General features: G+C 64.9%; 23 protein-coding genes. 11 read left to right on the top strand and 12 right to left on the bottom strand.

Annotated elements, in window-relative coordinates:
• Window positions 1–4: 4 nt before the first annotated feature.
• From B047_RS0115720 to B047_RS0115700, 5 genes are all read left to right on the top strand, one after another.
• A complete protein-coding gene (locus B047_RS0115720; protein ID WP_157205972.1) occupies window positions 5–301 on the top strand; it encodes a hypothetical protein in 297 nt (98 codons plus the stop codon).
• 291 nt (window positions 302–592) lie between these two features.
• Window positions 593–802 (top strand): major capsid protein, encoded by a 210-nt coding sequence (locus B047_RS0115715; protein WP_157205971.1) that lies wholly within the window; start codon window positions 593–595, stop codon window positions 800–802.
• A 112-nt stretch (window positions 803–914) separates the two neighbouring features.
• The gene (locus B047_RS18060; RefSeq protein WP_157205970.1) at window positions 915–2,219 is read left to right on the top strand and encodes a thrombospondin type 3 repeat-containing protein; all 1,305 of its coding nucleotides are present in this window, start codon (window positions 915–917) and stop codon (window positions 2,217–2,219) included.
• A 548-nt stretch (window positions 2,220–2,767) separates the two neighbouring features.
• Complete coding sequence (locus tag B047_RS0115705; RefSeq protein ID WP_018467929.1) at window positions 2,768–3,700, top strand: zonular occludens toxin domain-containing protein; 933 nt, start codon at window positions 2,768–2,770, stop codon at window positions 3,698–3,700.
• A 286-nt stretch (window positions 3,701–3,986) separates the two neighbouring features.
• Window positions 3,987–4,895 carry an IS110 family RNA-guided transposase gene (locus B047_RS0115700; RefSeq protein ID WP_018467928.1) on the top strand — a complete coding sequence of 303 codons (909 nt, stop codon included), beginning with the start codon at window positions 3,987–3,989 and terminating at the stop codon, window positions 4,893–4,895.
• A 70-nt stretch (window positions 4,896–4,965) separates the two neighbouring features.
• On the opposite strand, the gene hisA is transcribed toward B047_RS0115700, so the two are convergent.
• The 4 genes from hisA to B047_RS0115680 all read right to left on the bottom strand — a co-directional run bounded on the left by hisA (window position 4,966) and on the right by B047_RS0115680 (window position 7,695).
• On the bottom strand, window positions 4,966–5,667 hold the full coding sequence (hisA, locus tag B047_RS0115695) for a 1-(5-phosphoribosyl)-5-[(5-phosphoribosylamino)methylideneamino]imidazole-4-carboxamide isomerase (RefSeq protein WP_018467927.1): 702 nt from the start codon (window positions 5,665–5,667) through the stop codon (window positions 4,966–4,968).
• A 69-nt stretch (window positions 5,668–5,736) separates the two neighbouring features.
• A complete protein-coding gene (locus B047_RS0115690) occupies window positions 5,737–5,967 on the bottom strand; it encodes a hypothetical protein (protein ID WP_018467926.1) in 231 nt (76 codons plus the stop codon).
• Window positions 5,968–6,007: 40 nt separating this feature from the next.
• Window positions 6,008–6,415: a methylglyoxal synthase gene (mgsA, locus tag B047_RS0115685; protein ID WP_018467925.1), complete on the bottom strand. Its 408-nt coding sequence runs from the start codon at window positions 6,413–6,415 to the stop codon at window positions 6,008–6,010.
• A gap of 26 nt (window positions 6,416–6,441) precedes the next feature.
• The gene (locus B047_RS0115680; protein WP_018467924.1) at window positions 6,442–7,695 is read right to left on the bottom strand and encodes a S41 family peptidase; all 1,254 of its coding nucleotides are present in this window, start codon (window positions 7,693–7,695) and stop codon (window positions 6,442–6,444) included.
• 81 nt (window positions 7,696–7,776) lie between these two features.
• Here B047_RS0115680 and B047_RS17360 point away from each other — a divergent pair, with 81 nt between their 5' ends.
• From B047_RS17360 to B047_RS0115665, 3 genes are all read left to right on the top strand, one after another.
• A complete protein-coding gene (locus tag B047_RS17360; protein WP_018467923.1) occupies window positions 7,777–9,987 on the top strand; it encodes an HD domain-containing phosphohydrolase in 2,211 nt (736 codons plus the stop codon).
• Window positions 9,988–10,029: 42 nt separating this feature from the next.
• Window positions 10,030–11,022, top strand: coding sequence for a dipeptidase (locus tag B047_RS0115670; RefSeq protein WP_018467922.1), 993 nt, complete (start codon window positions 10,030–10,032; stop codon window positions 11,020–11,022).
• Window positions 11,023–11,149: 127 nt separating this feature from the next.
• A complete protein-coding gene (locus B047_RS0115665) occupies window positions 11,150–11,947 on the top strand; it encodes a sulfite exporter TauE/SafE family protein (protein WP_018467921.1) in 798 nt (265 codons plus the stop codon).
• 146 nt (window positions 11,948–12,093) lie between these two features.
• Here B047_RS0115665 and B047_RS0115660 read toward each other — a convergent pair whose 3' ends face one another.
• Complete coding sequence (locus B047_RS0115660) at window positions 12,094–12,315, bottom strand: hypothetical protein (RefSeq protein ID WP_018467920.1); 222 nt, start codon at window positions 12,313–12,315, stop codon at window positions 12,094–12,096.
• 24 nt (window positions 12,316–12,339) lie between these two features.
• Entirely contained in the window at window positions 12,340–13,566 is a 1,227-nt protein-coding gene (locus B047_RS0115655) for a class I SAM-dependent RNA methyltransferase (RefSeq protein ID WP_018467919.1), read from the bottom strand.
• A gap of 169 nt (window positions 13,567–13,735) precedes the next feature.
• On the opposite strand from B047_RS0115655, the gene gnd reads away from it, so the two are divergent.
• From gnd to hrpB, 3 genes are all read left to right on the top strand, one after another.
• Complete coding sequence (gnd, locus tag B047_RS0115650; protein WP_040780100.1) at window positions 13,736–15,187, top strand: decarboxylating NADP(+)-dependent phosphogluconate dehydrogenase; 1,452 nt, start codon at window positions 13,736–13,738, stop codon at window positions 15,185–15,187.
• A gap of 103 nt (window positions 15,188–15,290) precedes the next feature.
• Window positions 15,291–15,866: a Uma2 family endonuclease gene (locus tag B047_RS0115645; protein WP_018467917.1), complete on the top strand. Its 576-nt coding sequence runs from the start codon at window positions 15,291–15,293 to the stop codon at window positions 15,864–15,866.
• Window positions 15,867–18,350, top strand: coding sequence for an ATP-dependent helicase HrpB (hrpB, locus tag B047_RS0115640; RefSeq protein ID WP_018467916.1), 2,484 nt, complete (start codon window positions 15,867–15,869; stop codon window positions 18,348–18,350). It abuts the gene before it with no gap.
• Window positions 18,351–18,567: 217 nt separating this feature from the next.
• Here hrpB and rplA read toward each other — a convergent pair whose 3' ends face one another.
• The 6 genes from rplA to B047_RS0115610 form a co-directional block, all read right to left on the bottom strand.
• Entirely contained in the window at window positions 18,568–19,257 is a 690-nt protein-coding gene (gene rplA, locus B047_RS0115635; protein WP_018467915.1) for a 50S ribosomal protein L1, read from the bottom strand.
• Window positions 19,250–19,684, bottom strand: coding sequence for a 50S ribosomal protein L11 (gene rplK / locus B047_RS0115630; RefSeq protein ID WP_018467914.1), 435 nt, complete (start codon window positions 19,682–19,684; stop codon window positions 19,250–19,252). Before rplK ends, rplA begins: the two co-directional genes overlap by 8 nt.
• An 83-nt stretch (window positions 19,685–19,767) precedes the next feature.
• A complete protein-coding gene (nusG, locus tag B047_RS0115625; RefSeq protein ID WP_018467913.1) occupies window positions 19,768–20,325 on the bottom strand; it encodes a transcription termination/antitermination protein NusG in 558 nt (185 codons plus the stop codon).
• Window positions 20,322–20,540, bottom strand: a complete 219-nt coding sequence (gene secE / locus B047_RS0115620; protein ID WP_018467912.1) for a preprotein translocase subunit SecE — start codon at window positions 20,538–20,540, stop codon at window positions 20,322–20,324. Before secE ends, nusG begins: the two co-directional genes overlap by 4 nt.
• A gap of 17 nt (window positions 20,541–20,557) precedes the next feature.
• Window positions 20,558–20,722: a 50S ribosomal protein L33 gene (gene rpmG, locus B047_RS0115615; RefSeq protein WP_018467911.1), complete on the bottom strand. Its 165-nt coding sequence runs from the start codon at window positions 20,720–20,722 to the stop codon at window positions 20,558–20,560.
• Window positions 20,723–20,842: 120 nt separating this feature from the next.
• Window positions 20,843–21,680: elongation factor Tu (locus tag B047_RS0115610; protein WP_018466911.1), on the bottom strand; the 838-nt coding region annotated here is incomplete at its 5' end.

Genomic DNA, 21,680 nt, shown 5'->3' with positions numbered 1-21,680 from the left:
GATTATGACGTTGATGGTTCTAGGGGCTTCTAGCAGGCTTTCTAAGGATGGCAGGCGTTTTGCTGGCATCGTCGTGGCAACTACCCCGTCTAGCTCGGATTATCGCGGACTAAATGCGCTGGAGTTGGACGCTGACCCTGACGTGGTAGCTGGTATGAACGTTTTTCCAGGGCTCTACGATCTTCAGATCGATCTGCGCGTTAGGGATGGTTTCCGGGAGAAAAACATTGCGCGGCAGTTCGTCACCGCTGCTAGATTTTTGGCCGCCGTCGCTCCTGTCAAGGAAAAGGCCAATGCTTGATCTGGAGATTCTGAAGATCCTCGCGTTTGCTCTTGGGCTCATTGCCGGGGCCATTCTGGGGGATTTCTGATGGATCCACAGGATTGGTTTCTTTGGGTGCTGGCCGCTGTCTCTGCTCCCTACGTCCTTTTGGCCGCATATCGATATGCTGGGAATCTCTACAGGAGATTCTGATGGCTGAAGTTGCCGCTGCGTTTTGGTGGGGGCTCGCGGCGGGGCTCGTTGCGGGCGCGCTGCGCTCTGTTTTGCGTCGGCTCTAACAGGGGAATCCTGTGAGCAATGGAGGTGTTTATGTTCAATCGTCTGCGGCTTTTGGCTCTTTTCTCTCTTGGCGCGTCCCTCGCTCTTGCGGAAACTTCGGGGGGCTTCGACCCTGGCACCGTTGCCAGCAGCGTCAATAGCTACATAACTTCTATCGTTGCGGCTGGGGCGGGCGTTCTGGCGCTGACTATCGGCATTTCTGCCGCTTGGCGCTACGCCAAGAAGTTCCTCAAGGGCTAACATGACCCGGGGGCTGCTATACCTGCTCGTAGGGGCGGCTGTAGCTGCCCCTACTGTTTCATTTGCTCAGTCATCCCCTGCCGCTAACGGAATTAAGGCCGCCGTTCAGGGAATGACCCTTCAGGAGATAATCGCGTGGTCGGATAGCCAATTCCAGAAGGCGGCCTCGTGGGGCTCGCGCGTTCGCTGGGCCGGTGGAATTTTTCTCGGCTCGGTCGCGGTATATGCTGCGTTGGACTATTTCTACAAATCCATCCAGGCCCAAGTGCAGCCTGACCTGGATGCTTGGTACCGCTGGGGCGACAAAATTCCCTTCGGCTCGTGGGATGCGTACATTGACTTGACTTGGTGCGACACCTACTTTAACACACAGGAATACCGTTTCAAACAGCCCAACACCAATAGCTACTGGAAGTATTCCGGGGGCTCCTGCTCTAGCCCAAATCCCACTGCTGCAATGCTCCAGTACGACAATCGATTCCCCCCTCCTCAGGGCTATCAGTGGACGTCTGGCGAGGGCAGGCAATATCAGGCTCAACCTGGCGGCGGGGCATACTCCCCTGCTCCTCTCTACATCCGCTGGACCTCCGGGCGTCCGTCCCTCTCAGATTGGCTGGCAGGCCATCCTGCCGCTGCTCAGGCCCTGCGCGATACTGTCATCCCCGCTTGGCTGGATAAGCGGCTGGCAAATCCTGCTGATTACGCTAACCCCGCTCCGGGAATATCCCTAGACCCGGCTCCCAATCCCAATCAGTGGTGGGACGACCCGTATCGTTGCGGCTGGTGCGATTCAGACCGCGACCGCTGGCCTGACTGGATGGAGGACAAGCTCAGCACTGACCCATCCAACCCTAACAGCGTGCCTGACCCGAATGGCGATGCTGACGGGGACGGTTACACGAATGAAGAAGAGCGGATAGCCGGGACTGACCCCGCCGACCCTGCCAGCCACCCTGAGCCTCAGCCTCAGCCTGACGCCGATCAGGACGGCATTCCTGATTCCGCTGACCCGTGCCCATCTGATCCGCTCAACCAGTGCCAGCCAGAGCCGCAGCCTGACGTGCCCGCTAATCCAGCAGTGCCGTCGCTCCCGCAGCTGTCTACTCCAGCCCTCGACCCTGCCGTGTGGGACGCTCCGCTGGAGCAGATGGCGTCTGATCTCGCCAACCTCCGAGATCAGGCCCTTTCCAAATTTCCGTTTGGGATTATTAGCTGGCTGCCGTCTCCGTCGTTTTCTGCCAGCGGCTGTCCGCCTATATCGCTGTCTCTGCCGGGCATTACGTCTGTCCCGATTAACTATTGTGATAATCCCATCTGGCAGGCTGCCGCGACCTATCTTCGGCCTGTGCTGCTAGTTCTGCTATCTGTTTCGCTGGGCTTCCGTCTCGTCAGGCGGTCGTTGGATGTGCAGCAATGAGCTCGTTTCTCCCTGCCATTTCTCCCCGCCCCCCCTGCTGTTTGCTCCTGGCGGGGTGCCCGAAGCGCAAGGCCGTTAGCCCGAAGGGGGCCGTAGGCCGCCTTGCGCGTAGGGTGGGGCCCCGCCTCCCCTCTATGGGGAAGGGGGCGGGGGTTTAGATAAATCATCCTCTTGCTTTTGGAGGTGAGTGGAATGGGTGCAGTGGTTCAAGCCGTCGCTAACATCGTTCGTTGGTTTGCCGATGCTCTCGCTGCTGTGGGCGCGTGGGTCGTTGGCTGGCTGGGACAAATCTTAGAGTGGCTGGTAGCAGCGGCTCTCTGGCTCGTGTCCGGGCTGCTACACATTGTTGTGGGCCTGCTTAATATTCTTGTGGGGATGTTGCCTGCCATGCCGTCTCCGCCCTCCGGCCTGAGTTATGTTCTTGGGGTTGCTGGGGCCGCCAATCAAATACTGCCTATCTCTGAGGCTCTTACTATGGCTGGAGTGTGGGGGGCTTTCTACTCCGTCATGTCCCTCTGGCGCGTGATCACGTTTATACGGGGGGGCAGATGATTGAGGCATACGTTGGCATTCCGGGCTCGGGCAAAAGTTACATGCTCGTCCACCGGGGCCTGCGCGCTCTGGTCCGGGGTCGTCGTCTCTACGCGAATTTTGCGTTTGTTCGGGAGAACGTCTATCACTGGCTCCGCCTCAGGGCCAGATTCGGACATCGTGAGGCGGTCCTGGCTGCCGACTCCATCGGGGAGATACGCGGCTATGATGAGCTGCTGAACGTTTATGACGGCCTCCTCCTGTTCGATGAGGCGCATATGTGGCTGCCGTCGCGACAGTTTGATTTGATCCCAGTTGAGGTCATCGCATTCTGGAGCCAGCACCGCAAGGCTGGCGTCGACGTCCTGTTGGCCACGCAACGCTACGGCTCGGTGGACGCTATCGTCCGTGATCTCGTGGCGTTCGTTTACTGGGCACGTCCGGCTCCGTTCTGGCTGCGACTGCTCACGTTCCCCTGGACTCGTGGTCGCCGACTCCTCCGCTATACGGCAATCATGGATGAGTCCATCGGCATGATGCAGCGTACTAGTCATGGCATTTGGGAAGGCGTAGCCCGTAACGATATCGTCGCGCTCGACCCGCTGGCGGCTTCCTGCTACGACACGCACGCGATTTTCGAGCCTCCCATTGTGCGTTTGCAGCGAGAGTTAGATCCCAAGCGCCGGGCTGTTGTCGATCGTATGGGGCTGGCCTGGGATGCATCGAAGGTGCGCGGGGGCCGCGCTGCTCCGTCTGACGGCCTCCCGTCGCTGTCCATTGCTGATCTGGCTACTGCATATCGTGAGGGCAAACGACCGCATGAGCTGCTCCGTGAGCGGCTAGAATCGCTCCGTGAACCTTCTAGCTCTGCTCCTGCTCCTACTGGTGATCGGCTGGACGGCCTGGATGCTGCGCTCTCTGAGTGGCCCTGGGCGCTCCCGGCAACCTGATACCCGCGTCCGCTGCGCCCGTTGTCGTGAGCCTCTGAATACTCTTGAGGTGGCTGCTCTGCGTGAGGGGCGGCGGGTGTGCCGCTATCCCAGCCCCTGCCCCTATCAGCCCAAGTTGCGCCCTAGGGGCTACAGGCGCTAACCTATGTCGGGCGCGGGTGTGGCCGTGGATAGTCTTGGCCTTCGTGGTCGTGCGTTAGCGTGGCCCTAGCCCACTAATCGGCGTTTGGGATGTTGGCCTTCGTGGTCGCGTGTAAGGGTGCCGTAGGGCTCCCGCGCTCTCTCTATGAACGTTGGCGTTGACATCTCCCGCTCTCGCCTAGATGTGGCCGTGGGCGATGATCTCTCCCAGTGGCCCAACACCCCCGAGGGCATAGCCGCCCTGATTGCCCGCTTACCCTCCAGCTCGTCGGTGGTTATGGAGGCTACCGGGGTCTATTACCGCCCCCTGGCCTATGCCCTGCACCGAGCCGGGTTCGCGGTCTACGTGGTCAACCCTTTGCAGGTGCGCTCTTACGCCAGATCGCTCCTCACCCGCAACAAGACCGATAAGGCTGACGCTCGCCTACTTGCCCGCTTCCTGGCTCAATATCGGGCTGATCTCACCCCCTATGAGCCGTTGCCTGAGGCCCTGTATCTGGCCTCTCTCCTGGTGCGCTTCGCCGAGGGCCTGACCACCCAGCGCACTGCTAGCCTCAACCGCCTGCACGCCTGGGCCTACGCCCATCCACGTGTCCACGGCCTCGCCCAGGCGGTGCCGCAAGTCCTTCAGGATTACCGTGAATCGCTCTATTCCGAGGCGCGTGCGGTGGTCGAGGCGTACCCAGTGGGCGCTTCCTGGCTCACCTCCCTGCAAACCTTGCCGGGGGTTGGCCCAACCCTGGCCCTCAAGTTGCTGGCCTACTCGGGGGACTTCCGCCGCTTCCGCTCGGCGAGGGCCTACGCGGCTTACACGGGGCTTACTCCGCGCGTTTATCAGTCGGGTGAGCTGGACACTGTGGCCCGCATCTCGCGTATCGGGCCGCCTGCGCTGCGCTCGTCCTATTACCTTGCTGCCGTCAGTGCGACCCGCACCGACACCGCGCAGGCTGCTTTCTATCGTCGTCTTGTGGGTTCGGGCAAGCCCAAGAAGCTGGCGATTGTTGCTGTTGCTCATCGCTTAGCGCGTGCGGCTTGGGCAGTTTGCGTTCGCTAGGGCTTGACAAAAGTTTTGGGATGTCTAACGCCAAAAGCAAAAGGCCGGGGGACGGGAAGGAAGGCCTTTCTCATACCCACCGGCTCAGGTCAATCCGACCCTCGTAAAGGGCTTTGCCGGTGATGGCCCCCTCTACCCCTAGGCGCTGCAGGCCCTCGAGGTCGGCGTCGGAGGCGATTCCACCCCCGGCAATGAGAAAAGCGGGCCAGGCCTCGCGCACCCTGGCAATGGTCTCGAGGTCGAGCCCCTGCAAGGTACCGTCGCGGCGCACGTCGGTGTAGATGAGGGCCCGCACGCCCGACTGGTGCATCCGGCGGGCCAGCTCGCGCACGTCCTGTGCGGTGCCCTCGGCCCAGCCCGACACCACCACCTCCAGTCCCCGTGCATCCAGGCTGACTACCACCCGCTCAGGGCCTAAAGCCTCGAGCATCGCCATAAACACCTCAGGCTGCTTGACCGCCACCGTGCCCACCACCACCCGCTCCGCGCCCAGCTCGAGCAGCTCCTGGGCCGCCCCTAAGCTCCGCACCCCACCCCCCACCTCGAAGGGCACCCCCAGCCGCTCGGCGATGCGGCGGATCGCTGCGCGGTTCTCCCCGCGTCCCGTGGCCGCATCAAGGTCTACGAGGTGCAATAATCTGGCCCCCTGGGCCTGCCAGTGCAGGGCAGCCTCCAGGGGGTCTTCGAAGTAGACGGTCTCGAGCTCGGGCTTACCTTCAAACAGCCGCACGGCGCGGCCTTGTTGGATATCTACCGCAGGGATCACCAACACGGAGGTGATTGTACCGCCCCTGCACGCGGGGAGGGGACATTTACCGGCGTTCAGCGTTTGGCCTTCGACTCATGCTTGAATCGCAGAGCGCTGGATTAGGGCTTCACCGGCTTGAACCTGGGCTGCACCCTGCTGAAGGCCGATGAGGAAGCCCAGCTTCATCAGGTTGATGATCTGCTCGGTCTGGCCGGACTGCACCAGCTCTTGCACATACTCGGCCATGCCGGGAGGGAAAGGCATCTGCCGCAAAGCTTCGCGGTTAGCTTCCAGCATGTGTTGGATCCACTCGAGGGGTGTCATACCTAACACTATAGCACTCAACTTACCTGACATCCGGTATTCAGACACTTTCGGGCTCGAGATCATCGCGCGAAAGATCGCTCTGTAGCCAGGCCAGGATGGCCTCGGCGGCGGCCAGGTTGCTGGCTAAGGGCACGTTATGCACGTCGCAAACGCGCATGAGGGCCTGCACATCGGGCTCGTGGGGCTGGGCGGCCAAGGGGTCGCGCAGGAAGATCACGGCGGCCACCTTTCCCTCGGCCACCCGCCCTCCGATCTGCTGGTCACCGCCCATCGGCCCCGAGAGCAGGGCTTCGACCTCGAGCCCCGCCTTCTGCCTGAGTAGCCTGCCAGTGGTTCCGGTGGCGATGAGCTTGTAGCGCGAGAGGAGTTCGCGATGGTCCTTGGCGAAGGAAACCATGTCGGCCTTCTTGCCGTCATGGGCGATCAGGGCCAGAGACTTGCTCATGCCCTTTAGCTTAATGCCCTTTGGGCTTACTTCACCCCCAGCACCTCGAGCGCCTTCTCCAGCATAGGGTCGCGCCCGGTGCGGGCGATGACCTCGGGCTCGTAGGGCATCTCGACGTCGGGGGTGACGAACTCAGGGAGCGGCTCACCGCCGGCTTTGAGGGTGCGTACGTAGGTGATGGCGATGGCGGAGCCGTCGGGGAGAGGCCAGAACTCGGTGGCGGTGTTCATCACCCCTGCGGTGCGCTGGCCGATGAGGGGCACCTGGCCGAACTCCTTGAGCACGTAGGCCATGATCTCGCCACACGAAGCGGTGGAGCCGTCGATGAGCACCGCGACCTTGCCGCCGAAGCGGGCGGGCTGCTCGAGGCGGTAGGGGGGGTTGGGGTCCTTGGGATCGTTGCCCAGCACCGCGCCGTCGGCGTAGCCGAAGGGCACCGTGGCGGTCTTGCTGCGCATCTCGAAGCTGAAAGCATCCACAAAGGCGCCGGGTGCGCTCTCGCATTCGGTCTCCTCGCCGCCGGAGTTGCCCCGCAGGTCGACCACGATGGCCTTGGCCCCCTTGCCCTCAGCCTCGCGCACCAGGGCGTGAACCCTGGGCCCTACCTGCTTGTAGGCGGCGAAATCGGGGATGCGCAGCACGAAGACCCCCTGGGGCGCATCGCTGGGAGCGTAGAGAAGGGGCAGTACCGGTAAGCTGTAGGGCTGGCGGCGCAAGGTCAGTTCCAAGCGCTGCTCGGCACCCTGGACCCCGCGCAGCAGGCTCAGGCGCACCGGCTGATCGGTGTTGATGCGGTTGCGGAAGTCCTCGAGGCTCTTCAGGCTCTCGCCACCCACCGCCACGACCCGATCGAAGGGCCTGACCCCCGCCACGTCGGCAGCGCTCTGGGGCCTCACGTCGCCAATCAGAACACGCCCATCGAAGAAGCCGACCATGCTGATGCCGTAGATGGGCGTAGGGTCAACCCGGCCCGCGAAGCGATCGAGGCTCTGCTTGTAACGCTCGGGGCTGAGGAAATAGGTGTGCCCATCGCCGATGTCGCGCACCAGCCGTGCGACCACGCTGCGCCCAACCTCGAAGCCGCACTCGAGGTTCGAGGCACACAGCCGCTCGAGCTCGCGCCCATAGCGCTCCCCCAGGACCTTGAAATCGGGCTGGGCGTAGCCGAAGTAGTGGGTCTCGAGCAGCCTCAGGGCTTCTTGCAGCAGATCGCCGGCGGGGTGGGTAAGGCCCGTGCCCAGCGCCAGCAAGGCTGCGAGGATCAGGGCACGCAGGCGCATGAGGCCAATCTAGCACGAGGTCGATGGTCGGTGGCTTAAAGGCACCAAGCAGGGGCGAAGCTGGGCTTATACTCCCCTACGATGAGTAGCGCCAGTGCTTACACTGCCCTCTTGAAAACCCTACAGGCGCTGGCCGGGCAACGCGAGAAAGAACTCTGGCCCTCCTTGCTGCGTTCTGCCGTGGAGGTGGTCCCAGGCGCCGAGGGCGGGGCAATCATCGCCCGACACGAGCACTGCTATCGGGTCATCGCCGTCCACAATTACCCGCCACAAGCCCTGGGGTTAAACTTCAGCGAAGCCAGCATCATCGCCTGGCACGGCAACGAGGAAGCCTGTCGACGCGGCGAACCCCGCATCGCCAATGGGGTCACGCTCAAGAAGCTCATGGGCGCAGCCCTCGAGCAGCCCAACACCCGCGCGGCCAAGGCCGCGCTGCACCACGAGCACCTGCAGAGCATCCGCGCCAGCCTCTTCCTGCCCCTGCCCATCGGCCACGAGGTAGCCGCTTACATCCAGCTCGACAACCGTTCGCGGGAAGACGCCTTCACCTCGGAGTCACTCGAGGCCATCCGGCTTTATGCCCTGCAAGCCACCACCCTGCTGGCCGCCCAAAACCAGCGCAGCGCGCTCGAGGCCCGGCTGCGCGAGTTCGAGATCATCGAGGGCCTGACCCAGACCCTCAACCGTGCCAGCCGCCAAGAAGAGATCATGGCCCTGCTGGTACAGGAGATATCGCGCTTGATGAGCTCTCCCCACGTCCACGTGCTGCTGTATGACCCCGAAAGCGACTGGCTCGAGAGCGCCGGATGGCTGGGACTATTCGAGCGCCACGCCCACGTGCGCGTCCCTAGGGGCATGGGCCTGAGCTGGGCTAGCCTCGAGCACAAGCGGGTACTGCGGGTGGAGAACGCCCCCCGCGACCCCCGCAACTTCAACCCCGGCCCCCCCTCCCCCCCTCACGCCCAGCTCACCGCCCCCATGTTCGATGTCAACGGTGAGCCCCTGGGTGTGCTGCACTCCGCCCGCGACCTGCCTGCCAACTATACCCCGTTCGAGGAACGGCTGCTGGGGCTGATCGCCAACGTGGCGGCCACCGCGCTCGAGCGCAGCCGCAAGAGCGCCCACCTCGAGCGTCAGTTACGCGAGAGTCGGGGCCTGCTGCACACCGTAACCGCGTTGGCGGTGGGCTCGAGCGACCAAGCCTGGAGCGAATTGCTGCGCTGCGCAGTGGAGATGGTGCCAGGGGCCGAAGGTGGCAGTATCTTCGTGCGCGAGGGCAAGGCCTACAGGCTCGTGGCCCAGATGGGCTACGACGACCGCCTGCTGGGCGCTAAGGTAATGATGCCCATCCACCGCTATTGGCACCCCCAACCCCACGCCTGGCTCGCCGGCGAACCCCGCATCGCCAAGCAGGATTTCCTGCGCCAGGCAGTGGGATTTCAGGATCAGTTCATGGACGTGGCCTCGGCCAGGCTGTTCGAGCAATGGGGACGCCTGAAGGAAATCCGCTGTAGCCTGTGCCTGCCGGTGGTGCTAGCAGGCGAGGTCCAGGGCTTCATCAACCTCGATAACTTCAGCAACGAGCAAGCCCTCGACGAGCGCTCTATCCGGGCGGCCCGCAATTACGCCCTGCAGATCACCGCGCTGCTAGCGGCCCGACGCGAGCGCGAGGAGCGCGAAGCTGCCTACGAGGGCGCGCTGCGGGCCATCGGGGTGGCCCTCGAGGCCCGCGACCTCGAGACCGCCGGGCACACCGACCGGGTGGCCCGGCTGGCCGAACTGCTGGGCCAGGAATTGGGGCTGGACCCCAGCGAGCTGCGCGAGTTGCGCTGGGGAGCCTATCTGCACGACCTGGGCAAGCTGACCGTGCCCGACAGCATCCTCGCCAAGCCCACCGGGCTCGACAGCGAGCAGCGGCAGGTCATGCAGTCCCACACCACGCTGGGCTACCGCCTCACCCGCCACCTGCCCTTCCTGCCCGAGACCGCACGGCTGGTGGTGCTGCATCACCACGAGCGCTGGGACGGCACCGGCTACCCCTCGGGCCTGAAGGGTCAGGACATCCCCCTGGCGGCCCGCATCTTCGCGGTGTGCGACGTGTTCGACGCTTTGGTCTCACCCCGCCCCTACAAAGAAGCCTGGAGCATTGAGCAGGCCCTGGCCGAAGTGCGCTCCGGCGCGGGCAGCCAGTTCGATCCGGCAGTGGTTGCCGCCTTCGACCGCGTGGTGCAAAAGTACCCCGAGGCCCTGCGGCTCGAGTGCCTCGAGCCGGAAGGGAGCCATACGCGCTGAGCAATCGGCCTGCAGCAAGGGCTTATCCTTTAGATTTAGATCATGATCGTCGATGCCCACCTCGATCTCGCCCACAACGTCTTGGACCTTGGCCGCGACCTGACGCTACCCCTGGCCGAATTGCGTGAGCGCGACGGTCATAAGGACATCCCCGTAGTGACGCTCCCTGCCCTGCGCGAGGGCGGTGTAGGGCTGTGCTTCGCCACGCTGTGGGCAGACCCCAAGAAGCACACCGATCCTGAGGCGGCTCATGCGGCAGCCCGCGCTCAGCTCGAGGTTTACCGGCGTTGGGAGGATGCGGGCCTGGTGCGGATCATCCGCAATACCGACGATCTGCGCTCCCACCAGCAGCGCTGGCCCACCGACCGCGTCCCGGGGCTGCTGATCCTCATCGAGGGCGGGGAGTGCATCCGCGAGCCCGGCGAGGTGGGCTTCTGGAAGACCGAAGGCGTGCGACTCGTGGGCCCGGCCTGGAACCGCACGCGCTACTGTGGCGGCACCCGTGAGCCCGGCGGTCTCACCCCCCTTGGAGTCGAGTTGCTGCACGCCCTGGACGAGACCGGGCTGGCGCTGGACTTCGCCCACATGGACGAGCAGGCCTTCTGGGAGAGCTTAGAGGTTTTCCACGGCCCCGTCTGCGCCACCCACGCCAACCCCCGCAGCCTGCTGGGCGGCGCCGACACTCCCTTCGCCAACCGCCACCTCTCCGACGCGATGATCTCAGCCATCGGGGAGCGGGATGGGATGGTGGGGGTAGTGCTGTTCAACTTCTTCCTCGAGCACACCTGGAGCCGGGGCATGCAGCGGCTAAGCCTGCACACCGTGCAGAAGCACCTCTACCACGTCGCTGGTCTCATCGGCTGGGACAGGGTGGGCCTGGGCTCGGATTTCGACGGCGGCTTCGGCATGAACGAAAACCCCGAAGGCCTGGATCAGCCAGGCGATCTCGCTAAAATCGGCGACCTGGTGCCAGCAGAAGCCCGCGAGGGGGTGCTGGGGAGCAATTGGCTCAGGTGGCTCGAGAGATGGCTATAGAGCCCCTCACGCGGTGCGGCGCAAATGTCGGAACGCGATAGGTCAGTACCCCACGCTGGCGAACACCCCGATGGCGCCTTAGTCCAAGCGAATTTTTGGATTCAAAATCTCATGGTATAACCCTGTTGTGAAACTCTCGAGTCTATGGATCGGGCTGGCGAGCGGGGCCTTTGGCGGGCTGGTGGGCCTGGGCGGCGGGGTCATCGCCGTACCCCTGATGGTCAGCTTTCTCAAGCTAAGTCAGCACAAAGCCGTCGCCACCAGCTTGGTTATGGTGGTCTTCACCGGCCTCACCGGAGCCCTCACCTACGCCACTCAGGGCTCGGTGGACTGGCTAGCCGCGCTGTTGATCTTTCCCACCGCGATGATCACGGCCAACCTGGGGGCTCGCTACGCCAACGCCCTGCCGGAGTGGAGGCTCAAGCGGGTATTCGGCTGGTATCTGGTGGTGATCGCCCTCAGTCTGATCCTCAAGCCCTACATCCCCCACGTCGAGGAACCCTTGCAGGGCTGGGTACGGGTGATCCCGCTGGTGTTGACGGGAATGGCGGCGGGCTTCGCCTCGGGGCTGATGGGGGTTGGGGGAGGAACCATCATCGTGCCCATCATGGTCTTGCTGGTGGGCCTCGAGCAGCACACCGCACAGGGCACCTCGCTGCTGGCGATGGTTCCCTCGGCCATCGTGGGTTCAATCACCCACTACCGCTACGGCAACGTAGACCAGCCGACACTGCCGGGCCTGATCGCGGGAATTCTAATCGGAGCCTTCGTGAGCAGCCTCATCGCCAATCACCTACCCGAGTTCTGGCTACGCATGGTCTTCGCCGCAGTGCTGATCTGGACGGCAACCCGCTATGTTGGGGCCAGACCCAAGAAAGCGGAAAAACTGGAGGCTATGGCCCCGGAGGGCAAGGATAAGCTTTAATGGCACGCGCAGAAGTCACCGAGCAGATGGCCGGTAGTCGATAGCCAGGGCGCCTCGCGGGTTGGTGACTCACGCTTACCCCTCCCCACCGGCGGAGAGGGAGCACCCCTGAGTCTTGGACGCGAGGCCCTCAAGCTCGATCAAGCTTACTGCTCCTCGTCTTCATCGTCGTAATCGTCATATTCATCCTCTTCGACCTCTTCCACGTCGTCGAGGCTGTAATCGATGATGGAGGCGCCGTCGGCTACAACCTCGCCAGCCGCCATGAACTGGATGCGGCCTTCTTCGTCGAGCTCGAGGGTAAGGTCGTCGAGGTCGGTATCGTCGGGTAGTTCCAGGCGCAGGGTGATCATGGCTTCGATTTCCATAGGCGTAAGGCTAAGAATAGCCGGTCACGCCAGCGTCAGCAAGCTCAGCACCTCGACGTGGTGGGTATAGGGGTAAAAGTCGTAGGGGCGTGCGAAGCGGAGCCGGTAGCCCCCCCGCACCAGGCGCCCCACGTCCCGCGCCCAGGTGGCAGGGTCGCAGGAGATATAGAGCAGGCGGGCAGGGCGGGTCTCGAGCAGTGCCTGCAGGGTCTGGGGCGAGAGTCCGGCCCTGGGGGGGTCCACAGCGACGAGGTCGGCGGCCCCCAGCTTGGCAAGTTCGCTGGCATCGCCCCGGTGGAAGCGCAGGTTGGCAGTTCCCAGCCGGGCCTTGTCGGCTTCCCCCCGCCTCACCGCGTCCTTGCTGATCTCCACCGCCAGCACCTCCCCAAAACCCTGCGCTAGGTGAAAGCTCAGCACCCCGCTTCCAGCGTAGAGTTCTACGGCTCTTTCCCCTTTACCCGCGAGCCGGGCGGCCTCGAGGTACATCTGCCCCGCCGCCTCGGGATTCACCTGGGCAAAGCTCTGCACGCTGACGCTACAGAGCACGCCCCCGAAGTCCTCCAAAAGCGTTCCCGCCCCCGCGAGGGCCTGCACCCGCCCGCGGAAGCGCCCTGCGGGGTGGTCCTCAGCCCAGACCACGCCCACGATGTCCGGACTCGAGCCCAGCAGCTCACGGGCCACCGACTGCAGGCGCTTGGGGTCACCCCCGATGAACCCCAGCAGCACCTTACCCCCGCGCAGGCTGCCGCGCAGGGCGAGCTCGAGGCAGGCCAACTGCAGCGGCTTAACCTGCTCGAAGGCCCGCGCCAACGGTGGGGCCAGCAGGGGGTCGTGCTCGAGCAGCAGCAGGTTGTGGGTCCCCGGCAAGCGGTAGGCCAGCCCCCCACCCGGCATCACCGCGTACTGCGCCGCCGCCCGGTAGCCCAGGGGCCGGGGCGAGGGCTGGATGGGCTCGAGCCCCGCCTCCAGCTTGGCGATGCGCTCGAGTGCCTCCTGCACGAAAGCGGCCTTGATGGGTAGCTGGGCTTCATAGGCCAGGGGAAGGTCTACCGAAGGGGGCCAGGGGCCTCCTTCCCGCTGGGGGTGGGGCTCGAGCACCTCCTTCACCTCTCCTTCCCAGTGGTTCTTGCGCCGCTCGAGGGATGCTTCCACCACCTCCCCCGGCAACCCGCCCCGCACCAGGGCCACCCCCTCGGGCGTGCGGGCCAAGCCCAAGCCGCCGGGAATCAGTTTTTCGATGGTCAGTCGCATTGGGTTACTTTAGACGAGGTTGCGAGCAAGGGCTAGGACCCCTCGAGGGGCTGCTATGCTAGCGGGGGGTTCGCCGGGGTCCGTCGCCCTGTCTTCGAACCCGCCCCCAACCCAATCCTTCGCTGGCCCGGTGTACCGGGAAGCCAGAGGACACTTCGAGGGAGTGAACATGCAAGCAAATATCGGCGTGATCGGTCTGGCGGTGATGGGGGAAAACCTCATCCTCAACATGGCGTCCAAGGGCTTCACCGTGGCCGCGTACAACCGCACCACCCAGAAGGTGCGGGAGTTCGTCGAAGGCCGAGCCGCGGGGAAGAGCATCCTGGGCGCATACTCGCTGGAGGAGTTCGTGGGGATGCTCGAGCGCCCGCGTAAGGTCATGCTCATGATCAAAGCGGGCAGCGCCGTGGACGCCACCATCGAGCAATTGCTGCCCCTCTTGGAGCCCGGCGACATCGTCATCGACGGGGGCAACAGCCACTACGCCGACACCAACCGCCGCACCCGCTACCTGGCCGAGCGGGGCCTGCTCTTCGTGGGCGCCGGGGTCTCGGGGGGGGAAGAGGGTGCGCTGCACGGCCCCTCGATCATGCCGGGGGGCAATCCGGCGGCCTGGGAGCACGTCAAGCCCATCTTCCAGGCCATCGCGGCCAAGGTGGCCGATGGCTCCCCTTGCTGCGACTGGGTGGGACCGGACGGGGCAGGCCACTTCGTCAAGATGGTGCACAACGGCATCGAGTACGGCGACATGCAGATGATCGCCGAAGCCTACAGCCTGCTGCGCGCGGTGCTGGGCTTCTCCAACGCCGAGATCGCCGAGATCTTCGCCCGGTGGAACGAAGGCGAGCTCGACAGCTACCTCATCGAGATCACCGCCGACATCCTCACCAAGAAGGACCAGGAGACCGGCAAAGACCTGGTGGACGTGATCCTCGACGCCGCCGGCCAGAAGGGCACGGGCAAGTGGACCAGCGTTACCGCGCTCGACATCGGCAGCCCCAGCAGCACCATCGCCGAGGCGGTGTTCGCCCGCTGCCTCAGTGCCCTCAAGGACGAGCGGGTAGCCGCCTCGAGGATCTTCGAGGGGCCCAAGGCCGAGTTCCACGGCGACCGGCAGGCCTTCGTCGAGCAGGTGCGGCAAGCGCTCTACGCCTCCAAAATCTGCTCCTACGCCCAGGGCTACCAGCTCATGCGCATGGCCGCGGAGGAGTTCGGCTGGGAGCTCGATTACGGCTCCATCGCCCTGATGTGGCGCGAGGGTTGCATCATCCGCGCGCGCTTCCTCGAGAACATCAAGGGGGCCTACGACAAAAACCCCCACTTGCAAAACCTGCTGCTCGACGACTACTTCGCCCGGATCATCCAGAGCTCGCAGGCCGCCTGGCGACAGGTGGTGGCGACCGCCGTGCTGCACGGGGTCTGGACCCCGGCCTTCAGCAGCGCGCTGGCCTACTTCGACGGCTACCGCAGCGCCACCCTCCCCACCAACTTGGTCCAGGCCCAGCGCGACTACTTCGGCGCCCACACCTACGAGCGCACCGACAAGCCGCGCGGGCAGTTCTTCCACAGCAACTGGACCGGGCGGGGCGGGAAAACCAGCAGCAGCAGCTATAACGTTTGAAGGCTGGGCGCCGAACGTGGGTCGTACGCCCTGGCCCCCGACGAAGCACTGAAGGCCGACGACCGACCCCTACCCCCTCCCCACCCTGCGCTAGACTGAAGCCATGGTCAGGCCGGTACTCAAGCCTCTTTCGGTCGAGGAATACCTCGAGACCGAAGCGCAAAGCCCCTTCAAGCGCGAGTACGTGGGGGGGCAGGTCTACGCCACGGCGGGGGCCAGCCAGCAGCACTCGCTGATCTCGCTCAACATCGCCGTAGCGCTGCGCCGAATGGCCGAGGGCCGGCCCTGCCGAGTGCACATGGCCGAGATGAAATTGCTCATCGGCAGCCCGAAAACCTCCGACTTCGAGAAGGCATTCTACTACCCCGACGTGATGGCAGTTTGCGGCAAGCCGGCGCCCCACGACTATTACGAAACCGAACCCTGCATCCTGGTCGAGGTACTTTCCCCCAGCACCCGCGGTGTGGACCTGCGCGAAAAGGTGCTGGCTTACCAGAGCATCCCCAGCCTGCAAACCTACCTGATCGTCGACAGCGAGACGATGACCGTACGTCACTTCTGGCGCGACACGGAAGGCCGCTGGCAGCAGCAAGACCTCACCGGCAGTGCCGAGGTACCGCTTCCTTGCCTCGAGGGGACCCTTGGCTTCACCGACATCTACCGGGGCACTTTTGCCTGAATGACCGACCTTCCCATCTACCAGGCCCTCCCAGCCCTCCGCGAAGCCCTCGCCCGGCACACCACCGTCCTGCTGCAGGCCCCTCCCGGCGCAGGCAAGAGCACGGTGGCGCCGCTCGAGCTCCTGCAAGAGCCCTGGCTAGCAAGACAGAAGATCCTCATGCTCGAGCCCCGCCGCCTGGCCGCCCGCAGCGTAGCCCAGCGCATGGCTTCCCTGCTGGGCGAGGAGCCGGGCCAGACGGTGGGCTACCGGGTGCGCTTCGAGAGCCGGGTGAGCAACAGGACGCGCCTCGAGGTACTCACCGAGGGCATCCTCACCCGCCAGTTGCAGCGCGACCCCACCCTCGAGGGCGTGGGGCTGGTGATCTTCGACGAGTTCCACGAGCGCTCGCTACAGGCCGACCTGGGACTGGTGCTCACCCGCGAGGTGCAGGCCGCGCTGCGCGAGGACCTGCGCGTGCTGCTGATGTCGGCCACGCTCGACGGCGATGGACTGAGCCGCCTGCTCCTCGCCCCGGTCGTCACGGCGCAGGGGCGGCAGTACCCCGTCGAGCGCGTCTACCTCCCCCGTGACCCCGAGGGGCCGATCTCCGGCACGGTGGCGGGGGCGGTCTCGAGAGCCCTCGCCGCCCACGAGGGCGACGTGCTGGCCTTCCTGCCCGGCGTCGCCGAGATCCGTCGTACCCAGCGCCTGCTGGAGGAGCGTCACCCCGAAGTGCGCGTGCTGCCCCTTTACGGCGACCTATCGCTCGAGGCCCAGCAACAGGCCCTGCTCCCCGACCCCTCAGGGCGACGCAAGGTGGTACTGGCGACCTCCATCGCCGAGACCAGCCTGACCATCGAGGGCGTGCGGGTGGTGGTGGACTCGGGCTACTCCAGGGTCCCCCGCTTCGACTCGAGGAGCGGCCTGACCCGCCTCGAGACCGTGCGCCTCACCCAAGACTCCGCCGATCAGCGGGCCGGGCGGGCCGGGCGGCTGGGGCCGGGCGTCGCCTACCGGCTGTGGAGCGAGGCCACCCACGCCACCTTGCAACCCCAGCGGAAGCCGGAGATCCTCGAGGCCGACCTCGCCCCGCTGCTGCTCGAGCTGGCCGGTTGGGGCGTGCAGGAGACCTCCGGCCTGGGCTGGGTCACGCCACCCCCGCCCGGCGCCCTGCGGCAGGCTCGGGCCCTGTTGGAGGCGCTGGGAGCGCTCGAGGAAGGCCGCCTCACCGAGCGGGGCCGCGCGATGCTGGAGTGGCCCACCCACCCCCGCCTGGCCCACCTGCTGCTCGAGTCGCAGCGCCTGGGCCTCGAGGCCCTCGCCGCCGACGTGGCCGCGCTGCTCGAGGAGCGCGACCCCCTCCCCCGCGGCGCCGGGGCCGACCTAAGCCTGCGGGTCGAGGCCCTGCGGCAGTGGCGGGGCAAGGGCTCGAGCCCCCACCGCGCCGAGGCGGCCCTGCTCGCCCGCATCGAGCGCCTGAGCCAGCAGTGGCGGCGGATGCTGGGCGTCGCCGCCGACGACGCCCCCCCCGACCCCCATAGCGTCGGACTGCTGCTGGCCCTGGCCTACCCCGACCGCCTGGCCCGCCAGCGCGAGGGCGACCCCCACCGCTACCGCCTCTCCGCGGGCCGGGGGGTGCGGCTGGAGGAGGGCGACCCTCTGCTGGGCTCCGCGTGGCTCAGCGTGGCCCACCTCGACGCCGGGAGCGACGAAGGCCGCATCTTCCTGGCCGCTCCCGTACACCCCAAAGACCTCGAGCCCTTCGCCCGCGAGACTGGGGTGGTGGAGTGGAATTACCGGGCAGGAGCCCTGGTCGCCCGTCGCGAGCGCCGCATCGGCGAGGTAACGCTGAGCAGCGAGCCCTTGCGGGAGATCCCCGAAGGCAAGCGGGTCGAAATCCTGCTGGAGGTGGTGCGCTCTGAAGGACTGGGGCTGCTGCCCTGGACCGAGCAGCTGCGCCAGTGGCAAGCCCGCGTGCTCAGCCTGCGTCGCTGGAACGGCGAGGAGTGGCCCGACGTTTCCGATGAGCACCTGCTTCAGACCCTCGAGCACTGGCTGGCCCCCTGGCTGGGCCGGGTCTCGCGCCGCGAGGACTTCGCCCGGCTCGAGCTGGCCTCCATCCTCACCGGCCTGCTGCCCTGGCCCCTGCCCGCTCGGCTCGACGAGCTGGCCCCCACGCGGCTCGAGGTGCCCAGCGGTTCGCTGGTGCGCCTCACCTACTCCCCCGACGGCAGCCCCCCCGTCCTGGCGGTCAAGCTCCAGGAACTCTTCGGCCTCGCCGACACCCCTCGCATCAACGCGGGCCGCACCCCCGTGATGCTCCACTTGCTCTCCCCCGCCCAGCGCCCCATCCAGGTGACGCAGGACCTGCGCAGCTTCTGGAACACCACCTACCCCGAAGTTCGCAAGGAGTTGCGAGGCCGCTACAACAAGCACCCCTGGCCCGAAGACCCCTGGAGCGCCAAGCCCACCCACAAGACCAAGCGGGCGCAGAGTGGCTGATGAGTATCTTTTTGAATCCGGTATAAGCCGTCCCGGTGCGGGCTCGAGCGCTAGGGCTCGTCAGCCCTTGAGCCTCGAGGCCTCCTGGCCACTGGCACTTTGAAAAAGCCCCGCTGTAGAGGGCTTTGACGGTAAGGCCTTTATCGCCGCACGCGGTGCAACGTAAATTAGCGCCTACAGCAAGGGGGCGCTGTAGGCGGTATTGGTGGGAACCACTCTAGCTGTTGGGGTTGACCCGAATGCTGGGGCCCATGGTGGTGGTGATGTAGACGGTGCGCAGGTAGGTACCCTTGGCCCCTTCGGGCTTCACGCCCTCCACCGCCTTGAGGAAGGCCCGCACGTTCTCGGCGATCTGGTTGGGAGTGAAGCTGGCCTTGCCCACGGGGCCGTGAACCACGCCGGTCTTGTCGTTGCGGAACTCAATACGGCCGGCCTTGATGGCCTTGACCATCTCGCCGATGTTAAAGCCCACGGTACCGGCCTTGGGGTTGGGCAGCAGACCCTTAGGACCGAGCACGCGACCCAGCTTGGAACCCACCGCACCCATCACATCGGGGGTGGCGACCACGGCGTCGAAGTCGGAGCGGCCATCGAGGATCTCTTGGATGATCTCCTCGCCGGCGGCAATGTCGGCCCCGGCCTCGCGGGCCTCCGTGATCTTCTCGCCCTTGGCAATGGCGAGCACCCGCACGCTGCGGCCCGTGCCGTGGGGCAGAGCCACGGTGGAACGGACGTTCTGGTCGGACTTCTTGGCATCAATCCCCAGCTTGATGTGCACCTCGACGGTTTCGTCGAAGCGGGCTGACTTGATCTGGGGAATCAGGGCGGCGGCTTCCTCGATGGTGTAGGTCTTGTTGAGGTCCACCTTCTCGAGCAAAGCGCGGTAACGCTTCCCGTGCTTAGGCATTGGGCACCCCCACGACTTCCAAGCCCATGCTGCGGGCTGAACCGGCGATTTGGTGTGCGGCGGCCTCCAGGTCAGTGGCGTTCATGTCGGCCATCTTCTGCTTGGCAATGGCCAGGCACTGCTCCCAAGTGATCTTACCCACCTTCTCGCGACCCGGCTTCTGGCTGCCTTTCTCGATGCCGGCAGCCTTGCGGATGAGGTAGGAAGCGGGCGGGGTCTTGGTGATGAAGGTGAAGGAACGGTCGGAGTAGATGGTGATCTCCACCGGTACGATGGCATCGCCCATGTTGGCCGAGGCCGCGTTGAAGGCCTTGACGAACTCCATGATGTTGGCGCCGTGTTGACCCAGCGCAGGGCCTACGGGCGGTGCGGGGGTTGCTTTTCCAGCGGGAAGCTGGAGTTTGACGACTGCTTGTACCTTCTTCATTTGTTTCTCCTTTGGCTCCCTCGAAATTCGAGGTGTTATCGCCTGCGCCACGAAGGCGCTGGGGATCGGAGGCTAAGGGCTCCTTAGGAGCGAACCACCTGGGCAAAGTCGAGTTCCACAGGGGTCTCGCGCCCAAAGATGGAGACCAGCACCTTGACCTTGTTGCGCTCAGGGTTGATCTCGCTGACCACTCCCGTAAAGTCGGCGAAGGGTCCGCTGATGACCCGCACCACCTCGCCTTCCTTGAAGGAAACCTGAGGTTTGGGGGTCTCTTTCTTGCCAGCCAACCCGCTGACTTCCAGCAGGTGCTGCACCTCGTCGGGGCTCAGCGGCACCGGATGAGTCGCTGTACCCACGAATCCGGTGACTCCGGGGGTACCCCGCACCACTTCGTAGGCTTCGTTGACTTCACCAGCCTCATCCCCGAGGTCGACCTGGACATAGACGTAGCCAGGGTAGAGCTTGCGGCGGACCACTTCCTTCTTGCCGCCCTCGCGGTGCTCCACCACCTCTTCCGTCGGGATAAGCACCTGAAAGATCTTGTCCTGCATGTTCAGGGCTTTGATCCGCTTCTCGAGGTTCTGCTTGACTTTGTCTTCGTAGCCCACGTAGGTGTGGACCGCATACCATTCGATGCTCATCGGTTGATCAGCCCCGTCAGGAAGCGGAAGACCAGGTCGTAGAGGCCCAGGATGACCATGGCGAAGAACGCGAAGAGCAAGATGGCCTGGGTAGATTGGATGATCTCCTCGCGGGTAGGCCAAGTCACCCTGGCCAGCTCCGCACGGGCCTCGCGGAAGTAGTTGACGATCCGCTGAAAGAAAGGACGGCGAGGGGTATCGGTACGTTCTGCCACGAGAACCTCCCGACCCCTCAAACCTTGACTTCTTTGTGCGGCAGGTGCTTGTTGCACCAGGGACAGAACTTCTTGAGCTCGAGCTTGCCTGTGGTGTTACGCCGGTTCTTCTCGGTCGCGTAGTTACGGCGCTTGCACTCGGTGCACTCGAGCAGGAGCTTGATCCTTACATCGCTAGCCATCTTCTCTCACCTTCTTTGCCCCACAGGCTGATGAGAATGCCCGCGGAGCACTTCTCAGGGCGGTTGCCCAGCCAACGCCATGCCCCGGCAACTGGCTGGGCTCACCCGCAAGCACTCAGTTTACTCGATGATCTTGGCGACGACCCCGGCACCGACGGTGCGACCACCCTCCCGGATGGCGAAGCGCAGCCCCTCCTCCATGGCGATGGGCTTGATCAGCTCGACGGTGAAGGTCACGTTGTCCCCGGGCATCACCATCTCCACCCCCTTGGGCAACTCCACCACCCCCGTCACGTCCGTCGTGCGGAAGTAGAACTGCGGCCGGTAGTTGGTGAAAAAGCCCGTGTGCCGCCCCCCTTCCTCCCGCTTCAGCACGTACACCGACGCCTCGAACTTGGTGTGCGGTGTCACGCTCCCCGGCTTGGCCAGTACCTGACCCCGCTCCACCTCTTCCCGGCCTACGCCCCGCAGCAGCAGACCTACGTTGTCCCCCGCCAAGCCCTCGCTCAGGGTCTTGCGGTGCATCTCCACCCCGGTCACCACCGTCTTCTTGGTCTCCCCAAGCCCTACGATCTCTACCTCGTCGCCCACCTTGACCTTCCCACGTTCCACCCGTCCCGTGGCCACCGTCCCACGTCCCGTGATCGTGAACACGTCCTCCACCGGCATCAAGAACGGCTTATCCACATCCCGCTGCGGCGTGGGTATGTACGAGTCGATCGCATCCAGCAGCTCCCAGATCCGATCCACCCACTCGTTCTCCCCTCGCTGGGTCTTGGGGTTCTTGTGCATCTGTTCCAGCGCCAACAGCGCCGATCCCCGGATGATCGGTGTGTCGTCCCCAGGAAACTCGTACTGGCTCAGCAGATCCCGTACCTCCATCTCCACCAAGTCCAAGAGCTCCGCGTCGTCGACCATGTCCACTTTGTTCAAAAACACCACGATGTACGGCACCCCT

The sequence above is a fragment of the Calidithermus timidus DSM 17022 genome, from assembly GCF_000373205.1.
GTDB lineage: Bacteria > Deinococcota > Deinococci > Deinococcales > Thermaceae > Calidithermus > Calidithermus timidus.
This window is presented reverse-complemented; position numbering and strand designations above follow the sequence as displayed.